Source organism: Actinoallomurus purpureus, assembly GCF_024055795.1.
Taxonomy (GTDB): Bacteria; Actinomycetota; Actinomycetes; order Streptosporangiales; family Streptosporangiaceae; genus Actinoallomurus; species Actinoallomurus purpureus.
In genome coordinates, this window is sequence record NZ_JAMXMY010000017.1 from 146,084 (window position 1) to 161,446 (window position 15,363).

Genomic DNA, 15,363 nt, shown 5'->3' on the forward strand with positions numbered 1-15,363 from the left:
CGGAACCGGCCTCGGCCACTGGGAGTGGCACCGACTTCGCGCATCCAGACTCGCCGGTACAGTCCCGGGTATCTCGGTCTCGGAGGGTGAACGCGTCCGCTGTCGTGGGCGGCCTGGTTCGGGCTGGGGCGGGCGTAACGCTCTGTGAAGCCACCAGGACTGGCTCCTTTATCGGGACGAACCACCCGGCAGCGCGAGCTTTCGCCGAGCCTTATGCCCGGCCCTCCGGCGACGCCCGCGTCGCCGCCGAGCTCTCCGGACAGCACTGGTCCGAACTCGGCGGACACATCAACCAGCTCTTCGACACCGACCAGTTCACCGGAACTGCGACCGCTTAGAGCCCGCGCGGATAGGTCACAGTGCGGTCGCGGTGGGATGCCCACGTTGCCATCTCAGCCCGGCGTCCAGCGACGGAGTTTCTCGGGGTTGCGCACTACCCAGATGTGCTTGATCCGGTCGCCCGCGACGTCGAAGGCGAACACCGTCACGGTGACGCCGTCTTGCTGAGCCACCAGGCCGGGCTGACCGTTGACCGTACGCTCCAGCAACGTCATATTGCCGGGCCTCCGGCGGGCGAGTTCGACCCAGGCGTGCGCGATCTGCTCGCCGCCTTCGATGGGGTGCAGGAAGGTCATGGCGCGGCCGCCGCCGTCGCCGATCGCCGTGGCGTCGGGGTCGAGCAGGCCGATGAGGGCGTCGATGTCCTTGGCTTCCCATGCCTGCTTGAAGTCCCTGACGATGCCGGCGCGCTGGGCTGCCGGAGTCACGGAAGGCTGCGAGGCCCGGATGCGGCGGCGGGCCGAGGAGGCCAGCTGGCGGCATGCCGCCGGGGTACGGCCGACGATCTCAGCCACTTCGGCAAAGGAGTAGCGGAAGACATCGTGGAGGATGAACGCGACGCGTTCGGCCGGGGTCATCGATTCGAGCACGACCAGGAAGGCCATGTTGACCGACTCATCCAGGGTGACTCGGTCGGCTGGGTCGACGGTGGTACCGCCCGGCCGCCCAGTGCTCGACTCCGTACGTTCGGGCAGCGGCTCGGGGATCCATTCGCCCACGTAGGTCTCTCGCCGTGCCCGGGCGGAGTTGAGCAGGTTGAGGCAGACGCGGCCGGCGACCGTCCTCAGCCAGGCGCCGGGGGACTCGATGGCGTCCTGCTGCTGCGGGGACATGGCGTACCAGCGGGCGTAGGTCTCCTGGACGGCATCCTCGGCCTCGGCCAGCGAGCCCAGAAGCCGGTAGGCGAGATTGATCAGCTGCCGCTGCTCGCTGATGATCACGCTGAGAGCTGGATCGAGCCGGCCGTGTCCTGGCCTGGACTGTTTGGTCATGGGTGTCGCCGGCCCTCCTCGGTCTCATCGGCCCTCACCACTTCGACAAGACACCGCACCGGAATGTGAGGTCGGCGCCCCACCTCACATTCCGCGGGGCGGTCTTGTCGTACCAGAAGAGACGAACACACCATCCAGCGGGCAGGAAGCTCGGGAGACACCAGGACCCGCTCCTCCGTCCCCCGCGATCGCGCTCGGACGGCACCACCTGCTCGTTATGACCCGCCACACACGACCAGCCAGGAGACACCATGACGACTTCGGTTCCAGCAGCATCGTTCACTGATCCGGCGGCCGCGCAGACCCTGGAGCGGGTGGCCGCTGCGTTGAGGGAGAACAATTTCGCCGTCGAAATCCTCGATGACGCCGCCGCCGCGCGTACCCGCGTCAGAGACCTGATTCCCGAGGGCGCCAGCGTGTTCACTGGGGCCAGCGAGACCCTCCGCCTGTCCGGCATCGATGAGGACATCAACAGCAGCGGGCGATACGAGTCCGTCAAGGCACGCAGCGTGACCATGGACCGCGCCACCCAATTGGCCGAGATCTGGCGGACGATCGCCTGCCCCGACGTCATTGTGGGCAGCGTCGCCGCGGTCACCGAGACCGGCTCCCTTGTGGCCGCCTCGGCCAGCGGAAGCCAGTTGGCCGGCTACTCGGGCGCCGCGGCCCGCGTGATCTGGGTCGTCGGAGCGCAGAAGGTGGTCCCTGACCTGAGCACCGCGCTGCACCGCATCGAAAACCACTGCCTCTCGCTGGAAAACGAGCGCGCCATGAAGGCCTACGGGGTGCCCAGTGCCCTCAACCGCATTCTCGTCCTCAACGCAGAACCCCACCCCGGGCGTGGCACCGTCCTGCTGCTCCGCGAAGCCATCGGATTCTGACACCCCCCGTCGGGCAGCGGGCCCAGATCCTCGTGCACGAGTAGCGGTGTCAGACCTTGACTCCCGCGCGGGTGAGCATGTGGAGCATGCCGTCGATATAGGCCGCCAGGCCGGATGCGAACTGCTCGTCGGACGGCAGCTCCACGATCTCGTCGACCAGGCTCACCACCTGCGGGAAATCCTCGGTGGGGAGCCCGTGGTAGAAATGCCTCCGCCGCCGGCGTGCCTCGGCGCCGTCGGCCGCGTCCGCGCGGCCCCAGCGGCGTGGGACCTGATAGCCGGCGAAACCGATCGTGTAGGTGATCAGGAACCCGTAGCACCGCACCGCCAGCGGGCCGGGAATCCCCGCGTCCACCAGCCGCTGCAGAACTGCCTCCATCGCGCCTCCCACGGCGCGCCGGCTGTCGGTGATGCGCGTGGTGAGCAGCCGGACGACGCTGGGATGTTCGCGCATCATTCGAGAGAACGCGTGCGCGACGGTGTGCAACGCCTCTGCCGGCCCGGCGTCGGGTTCGTCGGGCAGGTGCATCCCGCCCAGCACCCGGTCCCCCATCGCGTCGAGGATCTCGTCCTTGTTATGGAAATACCCGTACAGCGTCATCGTGCCGACGTTCAGCTCGCCTGCGAGCCGGCGCACGGTCAGCCGGTCGAGGTCTGCTTCGTTGTCCGCGATGCGCAGGGCGACATCGATGATGCGGTCGCGCGTCAGTGAACGGTCACGCCCTCTTTGTCCCCGAGACATGAAATCCCTTCGTAACGCCGGTCAAAGCGTACGGTACGTCGGTGTTTCCGTCTCCGGGGTGATCGAGCGGCCGGCGACGCGACGCGTTCGCCGCCGGCCTCGATGCGGTCTTCGCTACCGGGCGGCCTCGGCAAGTGTGCGCTTGACGAGCCGGCCCTCTTGCATCACCAGCACCACGTTCGCCGGGTCGCCGAGCGTGTCGATGTCGGCGACCGGATCACCGTCGCACACCACGAGGTCGGCGATCTTTCCCACCTCGACGGTGCCGAGCGTCTCGTCCAGGCCCAGCAGCTGGGCGGCGTTCAGCGTCCCGGCGCGGATGGCCTCCAGCGGCGACAGGCCCAGCTTGACCATGTGGCCGAGTTCCCGGAGGTTCTGGCCGTGCGCGAAGACGCCCGAGTCGGTGCCGAGCGCCACCTTCACCCCACGCCGGACCGCCTCGCCCAGCCGGTCCACGGCGGCTTCGGCCATGCGCATCTTCTGCTCATAGGCCGCGGCCGTGTAGAGCCCCCGATCGATGTGGAAGGTCGACAGGGTCGGGACCACGAACGCACCCGTCTCCAGCATGAGGTCGATGCCCTCATCGTCGATGAGATAGCCGTGTTCGATGCTGGACACGCCGCCGCGCAGGGCGTTCTTGATGCCCTGCGTGCCCTGCGCGTGCGCGGCGACCGGCCGGCCGCGGTGCCGGCGGGTCTCCTCCACGACCGCCGCGATCTCCTCGACGGTCAGGCCCTCGTCCTCGGGCTGGTCGCTCGGGCTGTTCACACCACCGGTCGCGCAGACCTTGATGACATCGGCGCCCTCGCTGAGCAACCGCCTCGTCGCCAACCGGACCTGGTCGGGATCGTCGGCGAGCTCGCTGAACGGCCCCACAAGGGCCGACGGGTCGTACCCGCTCGGCAGGCTGAAGTCGGCGTGGCCGCCGGTGTGGCTCATCAACCGCAACGCGACGTGCAGCCGGGGACCCTCGATCAGGCCGAGAGCCACCGCGTCCCGGTAACCGGCGTCGATGCCGCCGAGGTCGCGCGCCGTCGTGACTCCCGCATGCAACGTGTCTCGCATACGCTGCGCCCGCTCGAAAACGGTCACCGTCGGCCGGTTGGTCACCAACCTTCCGGTGAAGTCGGCGTTGCTGTCCATGAGGAAGTGCACGTGGCAGTCGAAGAACCCCGGCAGCAGCGTGCGCCCGTCGAGATCGACGACCGTCGCGCCGTCGATCCGCGGCCGTGAACCCTCCGGCCCGACGTAGGTGAATCTGCCGCCCTCCACCACCACAGCCGTCGACTCGGCGGGGGCGGCGCCGGTTCCGTCCACCAGCCGGGCACCGGTGAACACGGTCGGAGCCGGCGAGTGCTGCCTGCGATTCTCGGTCATGCCGTACCTCTTCTGCTCGTGAGTCATCGACGGCGCTCCGGCGTCTCCTCCGCGAAGACCGGCGGGCGAAGCGACGCCCAGGGGCGTTCGGCCTCCAGCTGCGCCGCCACGGAGACCAGGAGGTCTTCCCGGCCGTAGGCCGCGGCCAGCTGGATTCCGATGGGCTCGCCGGACTCGGTGAGCGTCGCGGGGACCGCGATCGCGGGCTGCCCGGTCGTGTTGAACGGCGCGGTGAAGGTGAGCACGTCCACCGATCTCTGGAGGCCGTCGGCTTCCTCCCACGGCCACCCCACCGGCTTGGGCGGCGTGGCGAACACCGGGCTCAGCAGCAGGTCGAAGTCCTGCCACCAGTTCGCCATGTCGGCGCGAAGCCGGCCCTGCCAGGCAAGCGCGTCGGCGAGTTCCAGCCCGGTGATCTCCCGCCCCCGCCGTATCCAGAACCGGGCGACGGCATCGAGATCGTCGGGGCCGGGCCGCTCGCCGAGTTCCGCGATCAGCGCCTCGATGGTCTGGACGGCGGTGACGCTCAGCGCGTCGAAGAAGGCCTTCAGGCACATCGGATCGAGCATCGGCTCGGGGTAGGCGTCCTCGATCTTGTGCCCGAGCCGCTCGAGGATCCGGGCGGTGTCCAGGACGGCCTCCCGCACCGGCTCCACGACCTGTGGGGCGTGGTCGGGCGCGTGGGCGAGAACCCCGATCCGGAGCCGTCCCGGATCGCGACCGACCATCGAGGCCAGGCCACCCGGCGGAAGGGGCGCGGGGCCGCCCCGGTCTCCGGGCGCACCGCCGCTCACCGCGTCGAGCACCGCCGCCGTGTCGCGCACGGTCCGCGTGACCACCGCGGGGACACTGTGCCCCCATCGGTTGGGCTTGCCCGGGCCCGCGCTGATGCGCCCCACGCTCGGTTTCAAGCCGACCAGGTGACAGAACGCGGCCGGCATCCGGATCGACCCACCGCCGTCGCCGCCCTGCGCCACGGGCACCATTCCCGCGGCGACCGCGGCCGACGCACCGCCCGACGAACCACCGGAGGTCAGGTCGGTGCGCCACGGATTCCGCGTGACACCGTGGACACGGCTCTCGCTGACCGAGACCAGGCCGAACTCCGGCGTCGAGGTCTGGCCGACGACGACGAACCCGGCTTCCCTGAGCCGCTGGTTGATGAGGGCGTCCTCCCGCGCGACGCGGCCGTGCCTGGCCACCCACACGGATCCGTAGTTCGCCGGGTCTCCCTTGCTGTCGTTGAGCGCCTTCACCAGAGTGGGCACACCCGCGAACGGGGCGTCCCGGCGCACGGTGTCCGCCTCGGCGAGCGCCTGGTCGTACCTCCGATGCGTGATGGCGTTGATCTGCGGGTTCGTCGCCTCGATGCGCTCGATGGCGGCCGTGACCAGCTCTCTCGGTGACGCCTCGCCCCGCCGTACGAGGTCCGCCTGAGCCACGGCGTCCATCGGCGACGTCATTTCGATCCCTCCCGATCCGCGGGGAAGTGGCACGCCACCGCATGCCCCGCACTCAGCGTGGACAGTTCCGGAGCCTCCGCCCGGCATCGAGATTCGGCCCTGGGACATCGAGCGGCGAACACGCACCCCCGGGCTTCTTCCGGCCGATCACCCGTGTCCGGTGGGCTCGCCGCGCCCGATTCGGGCCGGTCGCGCGGATCGGGTGACGGAACGGCTTCGAGCAGCGCCCTGGTGTACCAGTGCGCCGGCGAAGCGAACAGCGCTTCCGCCTCCGCGATCTCCACGACCCGGCCCGCGTACATCACCATCACCCGGTCCGAGATGGCCTGCACCACCGCGAGGTCGTGGGAGATGAAGACGTAGGTCAGCTCCTCCGCCTGCTGGACCTTGAGGAGCAGATCCAGTACCTGGGCCTGTACGGAGACGTCCAGCGCCGAGGTCGGCTCGTCCAGGACCACGACCTGCGGCCGGGCGGCGATCGCGCGGGCGATGGCGATGCGCTGCTTCTGCCCGCCGGAGAACTCGTGGGGCAGCCGGCCCGCGGTCTCCGGAGGCACGCCGACCTCCGCCAGCACCTCGTCGATCCGCCGCCGTGCCTCGCCGCCGGTCACGCCGCCGGCGGCCAGCGGCTCGCGCATCGATGTGACCACGCGAAGCTTCGGGTTCAGCGAGCCCGCCGGGTGCTGGAACACCATCTGCACGGCACGCCGGAAGGCTTTCAACCGCTTGCCCCGCAGCCTGCCGTAGTCGGCTCCGTTCATCTCCAGCCGGCCCGCGCTGGGCTGGTCCAGCCGGACCAGCATCTTGGCGAGGGTGCTCTTGCCGGAGCCGGACTCGCCGACGACGCCGAGCACCTCTCCCCTGCCGACCCGCAACGAGACGTCCCGGACCGCATGCACGACACGGCCTCGTGCCCGGAAACTTCGGCTCAACCCGTCCACCACGAAGAGCGGGGCACCATCCAGGTCGGTTCCCCCGCCCGCGCCCTCCGCCGGCCGGCGCCTGGCGCGCTCGCCCAGTTTGGGCACCGAGCCGAGCAGCATCCTGGTGTAGTCCGAGGTCGGACGCAGGAGCACGTCCTCCACGGCGCCGCTCTCGACGATCTCGCCGTCCCGCATGACCGCCACCCGGTCCGCGGTCTGCGCGATGACGCCGATGTCATGCGAGATCAGCAGGATCCCGACGCCGAACTCGTCGCGGACCGTCCGCAGCAGGCGCAAGATCTCCGCCTGCACGGTGACGTCGAGCGCCGTCGTCGGTTCGTCGGCCAGCAGCAGGCGTGGCTCGCCGGCCAGCGCGAGCGCCATCGCCACGCGCTGCCGCAGCCCGCCCGAGAGCTGATGCGGGTACTGCCGGGCCCGGTGCTCCGGTTCCGGCACTCGTACCCTGCGCAGCAGCTCGAGCACCGCGTTCTGCCGTGCCTTGCCCTTCAGGCCACGGTGCCGCGCCACCACCTCGCCGATCTGCCGGCCGACCCGCATGCTCGGGTCCAGCGCTCCCATGGCGTCCTGGAAGACCATGGCGACCTCGCTGCCGCGCAGTCGCGTGAGCGCCTTGTCGTCGGCGGCCGCCAGGTCGGTGCCGCACACCTCGAACGTCTCAGCGGACACGTGCGCCTGTTTGGGCAGCAGTCCGAGGCATGCCATGGCGACAGAGGTCTTCCCACTCCCACTCTCGCCGATCAGGCCGACGATCTCCCCGGCTCGAACCGTCAGGTCGACGGCGCGGACGCTGTCCGGCGCCGTGCCGTAGCGAACATTGAAATCGCGGCACCTCAGCACGGCTTCTCCGCGCCGCGCGTCGTCCTTCTGCGTCTGTCCGGGGTCGTCCGCAGCTGCGACCTTCATGGTCTCTCCGTCACCCGATCCATGCGTCTTTCAGGAACATCCGGGTGCTCGACGGTTCGGTCTTGAATCCCGCGAGCTTCTTGGACCACACGTCGTACACCGGGGGCGCGGCATACGGGACGAGCATGTACACCCGCTCCGCGACGTACCGGTTGATGTCCGCGTACGTCTGACGCCGTTTCTGGTCGCCACCCGTCTCGTGGATGGCGTTCGACATCTGCCTCCACAGCTCCGGGTCGTTGACCTTCGTCGTCTTCGAACCCTTCTGGAACCACAGGCTCAGGTACTGGCTGGGGTCGGCGTTGAGCGCGGACGTCAACTGGATCATGTCGGCGTTCCAGTTGCCGGACAGCAGGTTGCTGGTCAGCTGCTCGAAGGGGACCTGCATGATGTCCACCTCCACGCCGATCTTCGACAGCTGTTCCTTGATGAGCTGCGCGGTGGCGAGCTTGTCCGGCCGGTTCGACCGGATCGCCAGCTTGAGCTTCACGGCTCCCGCCCCCGACGCGGCGAGAAGCTGCTTCGCCTTGTTCGGGTCGTACTGGGTGCCCGGCAGGTCTCCCGTTTGGCCCGCCATGACCGGGTCCCCGGGCGGGATGATCCCCGAGGCGACGCCGGCCCCCTGCGATCCGACGCTGATCAACTGCTTCCGGTCGATGCCGAGGCTGATCGCCTGGCGCACCTTCTCGTTCGCCAGCGGACCGCTCACCGTGTTCAGGCCCAGCCAGTAGGCGCCGACGTCGTATCCGTCACTCACCGTGAACCTGCGCTTCAGCACGGACGCGTTCTTGGGCAGGACGACCTGAATGACGTCCACGGTCCCGGACTGCATGGCCTGCACGCGGGTCGACTCATCAGGTATGACGCGGTAGTCGACCTCGTTGATGTACGGCTTTGGCTTGTCCCAGTAGCCGTCGAATCGAACGGTCTTGATCAGGGAGCCTTCCCTGAAGTCCGCGAGCTTGTACGGGCCCGTCCCGTCCTCCTTCGTCTTGAGGTCGTTGGCCGAATGAGACCGGACCCACTGCTCGTTGACGATGCCGGCGCTCCACGGCTGGGCGAGCAGGTGCAGCAGCGAGGACTGCGGATCGGCCAGCTTCACCACGACCTTGTCGTCGCTCGGAGCGGTCACGTCCTTGAACTTGTAGAGCGGCCCGTACGGCGAATGCACCGCCGGGTCGACGATCCTCTTGAGGCTGAACACGACGTCGCTCGCCTTCAGCGGGCTGCCGTCGTGGAACGTGACGCCTTGGCGCAGCGTGAACTCGTAGGTGGTCGGCGACGTCTGCTTCCACGAGGTCGCCAATGCCGGCTTCAGGGTGCTGCCGTCGGACCCGAGTGAGAGAAGGCCCTCGTAGAACTGTGCGGCGAAGCGCTTCGCGTCGAACGCCTGGGCCAGGATGGGATCGAGCCCGCTCAGCGGCTGGCTCTCGTCGCCGACGGTGAGAATGCCGCCGCGATGGGGCGTGCCGCCTCCCGTACCGGACTGCGTTTGGCCGCTGCCCCCGCAGCCCGCCAATGTGATCGACGTGGCGGCGATCGCCGCCACGGTGAACGCCAGTCTCCTGACCGGCATACGTGAGGTCATGGTGCTGTCTCTTTCTTTGCGGGCCTGATGGGGAGGAGCGATTGGTCGCCGGCGCCGTGCGGGGCGCCGGTCAGACGACAGAGCGGCGTGAGGTCGCGAAGCCTTCGCCGATGAGTCCCCAGCCGATCGAGGACAACAGCAGGGCCCCGCCGGCGCCGAGGACCAGCCATGGGGAGTCCGTCAGGTAGTTCTGGGATTCGGCGATCATCCGCCCCCAGCTCGGGGTCGGCGGCTGAACGCCGAGGCCGAGGTAGCTCAGCGCCGACTCCAGCAGGATGACGATGGCCGCCGAGTTCGCGAGCTGGACCATCATCAGGGGAAAGACGTTCGGCAACAGGTGCTTCACGACGATCGTCGAGGACCGCACGCCGGAGATCCGCGCGGACAGAACGAATTCCAGCTCGCGGAGTTCGACACACCGCGCCCGGACGATCCGCGCGAAGTGCGGAAGCGACACGATCGACAGCACCGCGATCAGGGTCGTCATCGAGGACGAGAAGACCGTCACGGCCGCCAGCCCGAGCAGGAGCGACGGGAACGACAGCAGAAGGTCGACCCCGCCCATCAGCAGGGCATCGAGCCAACGACCGCCGACACCCGCCGCGAACCCGACGGCCGAACCGGCCACCAGCGCCAGCACCGAACCCGCCAGCGCGATCGACAGCGACGTGCGCCCGGCGACGCACAGCCGGACGAAGTAGTCCCGGCCCAGATCGTCCGTGCCCAGCCAGTGGGTCCCGTCGGGGGCGGCGAAGGGCTTCCCGGCGACCTCGCTCGGGGAGAACGGCCGGATCAAGGGCGCCACGTACGCGAGGGCGAACATCAGCACGAGGAGGCCGAGACCGACGGCGACTCCGACGCCGATTCGGGCACCCCGCCGCCGGGCACGAGCGGCGGATGCGTTCTCGGGGGATTCGTTCCTGTCCGCGGGCGCGTCGGACAGCACCGGCGACTCGCTCATCGCGATCCACCCACTCTTGGATCGATCAGCAGGTGGATCAGGTCCACTACGAGGTTCATCACGATGTACACGAGTCCGAGCAGCAGGATGCAGGCCTGCGTCACCGAGTAGTCCTTCTGCATCAGCGAGTTCACCGTGAGCTGGCCGATGCCCGGGATGGCGAAGACGTTCTCGATCAGGATGGAGTTGCCGACCAGGCCGGCCAGTTGCAGCCCGGCCACCGTGACCACGGGGCCCGACGCGTTCCGCAGACCGTGCCGGAGTGTCGCCTGCAGGCGCGTCGCCCCGGTCGCCAGCGCGGTGCGGAGGTAGTCCTGTTCGTAGACCTCGATCATCGAGGTGCGCATGAACCGGCACAGCGTCGCGCCGAGGGGAAGCCCCAGTGCGAGCGCCGGCAGGACGGTGCTCTGCAGGTTCCGCACCGGGTGGTCCGAGAACGGGACGAATCCAACGCTCGGCCAGCTCGGCACGGCGATCGAGGCCACCAGGACCAGACAGACACCGAAGACGAACACCGGGGTCGCCAGTCCCAGGAAGGCGGCGCCGCGGGCCATCCGGTCGAAGGTCCGGCCCTGGCGGAGGGCCGCGATCGCGCCGGCGGGCACGCCCCACAGGATCGACACGACCGTCGCGGCCAAGGCGAGCTCCAGGGTGTTCGGGAGTCTCTCCTTGATGAGCTGGAGCACCGGCAGTCCGTTGTAGACCGAGACCCCGAAGTCCCCGTGAAGGAGCCTGCCGAGCCACATCAGGTACTGCTCGGTCAGCGGGCGGTTGAGCCCGAGATCCTGAGCCAGCCGTGCCCGGGTCGCCGCGTCGGAGTACGGCCCGGCCAGAACGTCGGCCGGATTCCCGGGGAGCAGCCGGACGAGTCCGAAGGCGACGATCGACAACACGAACAGAACGGCGAGCCCGCGAAGAACCCGCCGGGCGATGAACGCTGTCAACGGTGGCAGGGCGATTGCCCGCCCGACCAGTCCCGCAGCCACGGAACGGTGGCTCGGTGGGCCCAGCCCGGTCGCGTGCATCCGCAGACCTCCTCGTCGGGGTACGTACTAAGTACGTGATATTGGGCGGAACCCTGCCCAGACGAAGGGCTGTGGCCAAGCGACTCGTCCCGCTCAGCGGACCGGCGCGTTCAGGCAGGCAGCATGGCTGCCGCCCGGAAAAGACCCGTCGATGTGGCAAGCCGGTCGTTCGCGTCTTCGGCGGCGTGCGCCGATGGCGGCTGCGGGGTCAGAGGAGTCCTCGGGTCCGTCTCATGCGCGCATGACGGAGCGGAGTTGCTCGCGGGCGTCGCGCATCTCCGGCAGGCCCGCCCAGCGGCCGGACAGCCGGTAGACGTCGGCGATGTGGGTGTTCACCCGTACGGAGGAGACGAGCGGCGCGATGCGCGCCAGCGCGGTCATGCGGTCGGCGGCCATGGACGCGTCGTCCGCCCGCAACGCCGCCTCGACCTCCCACGCCTGGTAGGCGACGAAAAGGAGGGCGGAGCACTGCGCGCCGAGGCGGACGGCCTCGGCGATGGTGGCCCGCGCTCCGTCGTGCTCACGCATGCCGAGCATGGCGACCCCGACGTTTCCCAACATGTCGGACGTCTCGTGCGTGGGCAGGCCGTCGACGGCCAGCGCCTCCTCCAGCACCTCGCGTGCCGCGCGCTCCCGCCCGGGGACCAGGGCCAGGGAACGCCCGAGCCGCAGCCGCAGCCACGCCTGGCGGTCCGGGGACAGGTCACCGAGCCGCAGGCCGAGCCGCGCGTACATCGCACCGCGGTCACCGCGCCGCTGGTCGATGTTGATGCGGCTCAGCGCGCTGTACGCGTCGGCCTGGGCGCGGGTGCTGCCGGAGCGGCGCGCCAGGTCGAGGGCGAAGACCCCGGTCTGCTCGGCCGCGGTGTAGCGCCGGGAGTCGTACAGCACACGCGCCGCCTCGCAGGCGAGGCCGGAGGACGCCTCCTGCAGCGCTCGATCGGACCCGTTGATCGCCGGTCCGACCTTCCGGAGATGGCGCAGTGCCGTGGAGACGATCGGGATTCCGCCCTGCTGATAGCGGTCGTGCACGAGCCGTTCGGCGAGTTGCCGGACGTAACCGGGATCCTGATAGGGGCCGACCTTCGGAGAGGGCACGAATGTGATGGATGCGGCCGCCGCGACGAACTCTCTGCGCCTCACGGGATCGTCCTCCGAAATGGGCGATATGCGTACCTCCCAACCTACGCGGCTCAGTAGTCGTTCCGTCCGGGCGATTCCGGGATCGCGCATGCCTCGCGAAGCCTGGGACACCCAGCTCTGGGATACGCCCAGCTCACGGGCCAGATCCAGTTGCGACCAGCCGCGCAATCCCATGATCGATCGAAGCGCCTCCGGGAGGCCGTGACCGTCCATATTCGCAGAGTAGTGCGCACCGCACTCACCCGGCTACCGTCACCACCCGGAACGCATGCATCATTTCCAACAGAACAGAGCACCTCTAGAAACAGCGACATTGACCAGCGGAAACAGCAGGTGTCGACGGCCCGTTCGAAGACCGGCGATTCCGGAACGGAACACCGATGGGCGTATGCCCCACTCCCCACCGCGAAGCGCTCGAACACGCGCTCCGCGCCCTCGCCGACGCGGTGACCGGATTCGGGCTCCACGTCACGATCACCGGGCCCCTGACGCTGTCGGTACGCGGTGAGCGGCCCGCGCCCGAGGAGCCGGACGGCCGCCTCGCCTGCCTCATCGAACCGGCGGAGCCGCTCAGTCAGTCCGTCACGATCGAGTCCCACGGCAGCCGGCTCTGGTGGTGCTGGCTGTGGACCGACGCCGGCCCCGGCGGACCCGAGTCCGAGCCGATCCGGCCGATCGAGGAGATCGACGAGGTCGCCCGGCGCATCCGCACCGTCGTCGCGCTGGCCTCCACCACCTGACCCGCCGGCGGTCCCGGTCGGGGCGACCACGGGAGGATCACCCTTCGACCCCGCCGTCAGCGCACAGAGCGGCAGAGCCCGCATCGAACCGGACCTCCCCGTCGACCCGCGCCTCGAGATCTCGCTGAAGACTCATAAGACTCCGGTTACCCGCCGAGCAGGTTTCAACCGCGTGCGCCGGGAACCGCACCCTAGGTAGGCACACGAGGAGGAGAGATGACGCGCACTGTCGCCGATTACCTGGTGGAACGCCTCCGCGAGTGGGGTGTGGAGTACCTGTTCGGCTATCCGGGTGACGGGATCAACGGCATCATCGCCGCACTGGGACGCGCCGACGACAAGCCGCAGTTCGTGCAGGCCCGGCATGAGGAGATGTCCGCCTTCCAGGCCGTCGGGTACGCCAAGTTCAGCGGGAAACCGGCCGTGTGCACGGCGACCAGCGGCCCTGGCGCGATCCACCTGCTGAACGGCCTCTACGACGCCAAGCTGGACCACGTCCCCGTGGTCGCGATCGTCGGGCAGACCGCCCGCTCGGCGATGGGCGGCAACTACCAGCAGGAGGTCGACCTGCTGTCGTTGTACAAGGACGTCGCCAGCGAGTACGTCCAGATGGCGACCGTCCCGTCCCAGCTGCCGAACCTCCTCGACCGGGCGATGCGGATCGCCCTGGACGAGCGGGCTCCGACGGCCATCATCATCCCCTCCGACCTGCAGGAGGAGCCGTACGAGCCGCCGACCCACACGTTCAAGAACGTCCCGTCCAGCGTCCCGGGCTACACGCCTCCCGTCACCGTCGCGCCGCCGCGGGAGGTCGAACACGCCGCGGAGATCCTGAACGCCGGTGAGCGGGTCGCGATCCTCATCGGCCAGGGCGCCCGGAACGCCGCCGCCGAGGTGCACAAGGTCGCCGAGCTGACCGGTGCCGGCGTGGCCAAGGCCCTCCTGGGCAAGGACGTGCTGCCGGACACCCTGCCGTACGTCACCGGCTCCATCGGCCTGCTCGGGACCCGGCCGTCGTACGAGATGATGCGCGACTGCGACACGCTGCTGATCGTCGGCTCGAACTTCCCGTACTCGCAGTTCCTGCCCGAGTTCGGCAAGGCCCGGGCGGTGCAGATCGACGTCGACGGCAAGCTCATCGGGATGCGCTACCCGACCGAGGTGAACCTTGTCGGCGACGCGGCCGAGACGCTGCGCGCGCTGATCCCCAAGCTGAAGAAGCAGAAGAACCGCGCCTGGCGCAAGAAGATCGAGAAGAACGTCGAGCGGTGGTGGGGCACGGTCGAGCGCGAGGCCATGGTCGGCGCCGACCCGATCAACCCGATGCGGCTCTTCTGGGAGCTGAACGAACGGCTGCCCGACAACGCGATCCTGAGCGCCGACTCGGGATCGGCCGCGAACTGGTACGCCCGTCACCTGAGGTTCCGTGCGGGCATCCGCGGCTCGCTGTCCGGCACGCTCGCCACGATGGGCGCCGGTGTGCCGTACGCCATCGGTGCGAAGTTCGCCCACCCGGACCGCCCCGCGATCGCCTTCGTCGGCGACGGGGCGATGCAGATGAACGGCCTGGCCGAGCTCATCACGATCCGCCGCTACGTCGACCAGTGGAGCGACAGGCGGCTGATCGTCGCCGTGCTGCACAACAACGACCTGAACCAGGTCACCTGGGAACTACGGGCGATGGGCGGCGCCCCGAAGTTCGAGGAGTCCCAGGTGCTCCCCGACATCTCCTACGCCGGGTTCGCGCGGTCGATCGGCCTGGAGGGGATCCACGTCGACAAGCCCGGCGACATCGGCGCCGCCTGGGACCACGCGCTGAGCGCGGACGGGCCGGTCCTCCTCGACGTCCGGTGCGACCCGGACATCCCGCCGATCCCGCCGTACGCAGAGTTCTCCCAGATCAAGGACATGGCCGAGGCGGTCATCAAGGGCGACGCCGACCGGGTCGGCGTCGTGAGGAAGGGCATCAAGACCAAGGTCCAAGAGCTGATCCACCACTGACCGCGCGGGCCGGCCCCGCGCCCGACCACCGCGGACCGGCACGCCGATGCGGGCCCCGTCCGGGGCCCGCCTACGGCTAACTAGCCGTGCTCCACGTGCTCGGATCGGTGCGGTCCGCCCTCGACCTCGCGTCTGACCTCCCGCTCGGCCCGTTGCCGGGCCTCCGCGAAGTAACGCTTGGGATCACGGATCATGCGCTCCGATCGATCGTCGGAGTCCTGCACGACGATGTCGTCCGCCATATCCACTCCCTTCCTATGCGCA

Annotated in this window: 13 protein-coding genes; 3 read left to right on the forward strand and 10 right to left on the reverse strand. The window is 69.3% G+C overall.

Annotated features, from left to right (window positions below):
- Positions 1-392: 392 nt before the first annotated feature.
- Positions 393-1,331 carry an RNA polymerase sigma factor SigJ gene (gene sigJ, locus NE236_RS28520; RefSeq protein WP_252845265.1) on the reverse strand — a complete coding sequence of 313 codons (939 nt, stop codon included), beginning with the start codon at positions 1,329-1,331 and terminating at the stop codon, positions 393-395.
- A gap of 251 nt (positions 1,332-1,582) precedes the next feature.
- Here sigJ and NE236_RS28525 point away from each other — a divergent pair, with 251 nt between their 5' ends.
- Positions 1,583-2,212: an LUD domain-containing protein gene (locus NE236_RS28525; RefSeq protein ID WP_252845266.1), complete on the forward strand. Its 630-nt coding sequence runs from the start codon at positions 1,583-1,585 to the stop codon at positions 2,210-2,212.
- Between the two features lie 49 nt (positions 2,213-2,261).
- Here NE236_RS28525 and NE236_RS28530 read toward each other — a convergent pair whose 3' ends face one another.
- The 8 genes from NE236_RS28530 to NE236_RS28565 all read right to left on the reverse strand — a co-directional run bounded on the left by NE236_RS28530 (position 2,262) and on the right by NE236_RS28565 (position 12,358).
- Positions 2,262-2,954, reverse strand: a complete 693-nt coding sequence (locus NE236_RS28530; RefSeq protein ID WP_252845267.1) for a TetR/AcrR family transcriptional regulator — start codon at positions 2,952-2,954, stop codon at positions 2,262-2,264.
- A gap of 114 nt (positions 2,955-3,068) precedes the next feature.
- Positions 3,069-4,358, reverse strand: coding sequence for an amidohydrolase family protein (locus tag NE236_RS28535; protein ID WP_372494451.1), 1,290 nt, complete (start codon positions 4,356-4,358; stop codon positions 3,069-3,071).
- Positions 4,355-5,794 carry an amidase gene (locus NE236_RS28540; protein ID WP_252845268.1) on the reverse strand — a complete coding sequence of 480 codons (1,440 nt, stop codon included), beginning with the start codon at positions 5,792-5,794 and terminating at the stop codon, positions 4,355-4,357. The genes NE236_RS28535 and NE236_RS28540 overlap by 4 nt, the downstream gene beginning before the upstream one ends.
- The gene (locus tag NE236_RS28545) at positions 5,791-7,641 is read right to left on the reverse strand and encodes a dipeptide ABC transporter ATP-binding protein (protein WP_252845269.1); all 1,851 of its coding nucleotides are present in this window, start codon (positions 7,639-7,641) and stop codon (positions 5,791-5,793) included. Before NE236_RS28545 ends, NE236_RS28540 begins: the two co-directional genes overlap by 4 nt.
- A 10-nt stretch (positions 7,642-7,651) precedes the next feature.
- On the reverse strand, positions 7,652-9,229 hold the full coding sequence (locus NE236_RS28550) for an ABC transporter substrate-binding protein (RefSeq protein ID WP_252845270.1): 1,578 nt from the start codon (positions 9,227-9,229) through the stop codon (positions 7,652-7,654).
- A 70-nt stretch (positions 9,230-9,299) separates the two neighbouring features.
- Positions 9,300-10,190: an ABC transporter permease gene (locus NE236_RS28555; protein WP_252845271.1), complete on the reverse strand. Its 891-nt coding sequence runs from the start codon at positions 10,188-10,190 to the stop codon at positions 9,300-9,302.
- Positions 10,187-11,134 (reverse strand): ABC transporter permease, encoded by a 948-nt coding sequence (locus tag NE236_RS28560; RefSeq protein WP_252845272.1) that lies wholly within the window; start codon positions 11,132-11,134, stop codon positions 10,187-10,189. Before NE236_RS28560 ends, NE236_RS28555 begins: the two co-directional genes overlap by 4 nt.
- Before the next feature lie 312 nt (positions 11,135-11,446).
- Positions 11,447-12,358 carry a hypothetical protein gene (locus NE236_RS28565; RefSeq protein ID WP_252845273.1) on the reverse strand — a complete coding sequence of 304 codons (912 nt, stop codon included), beginning with the start codon at positions 12,356-12,358 and terminating at the stop codon, positions 11,447-11,449.
- Between the two features lie 380 nt (positions 12,359-12,738).
- Here NE236_RS28565 and NE236_RS28570 point away from each other — a divergent pair, with 380 nt between their 5' ends.
- Positions 12,739-13,098 (forward strand): hypothetical protein, encoded by a 360-nt coding sequence (locus NE236_RS28570; protein ID WP_252845274.1) that lies wholly within the window; start codon positions 12,739-12,741, stop codon positions 13,096-13,098.
- A gap of 216 nt (positions 13,099-13,314) precedes the next feature.
- A complete protein-coding gene (locus NE236_RS28575; protein ID WP_252845275.1) occupies positions 13,315-15,099 on the forward strand; it encodes a thiamine pyrophosphate-requiring protein in 1,785 nt (594 codons plus the stop codon).
- A gap of 80 nt (positions 15,100-15,179) precedes the next feature.
- Here NE236_RS28575 and NE236_RS28580 read toward each other — a convergent pair whose 3' ends face one another.
- Positions 15,180-15,341, reverse strand: coding sequence for a hypothetical protein (locus tag NE236_RS28580; RefSeq protein WP_252845276.1), 162 nt, complete (start codon positions 15,339-15,341; stop codon positions 15,180-15,182).
- Positions 15,342-15,363: the final 22 nt, after the last annotated feature.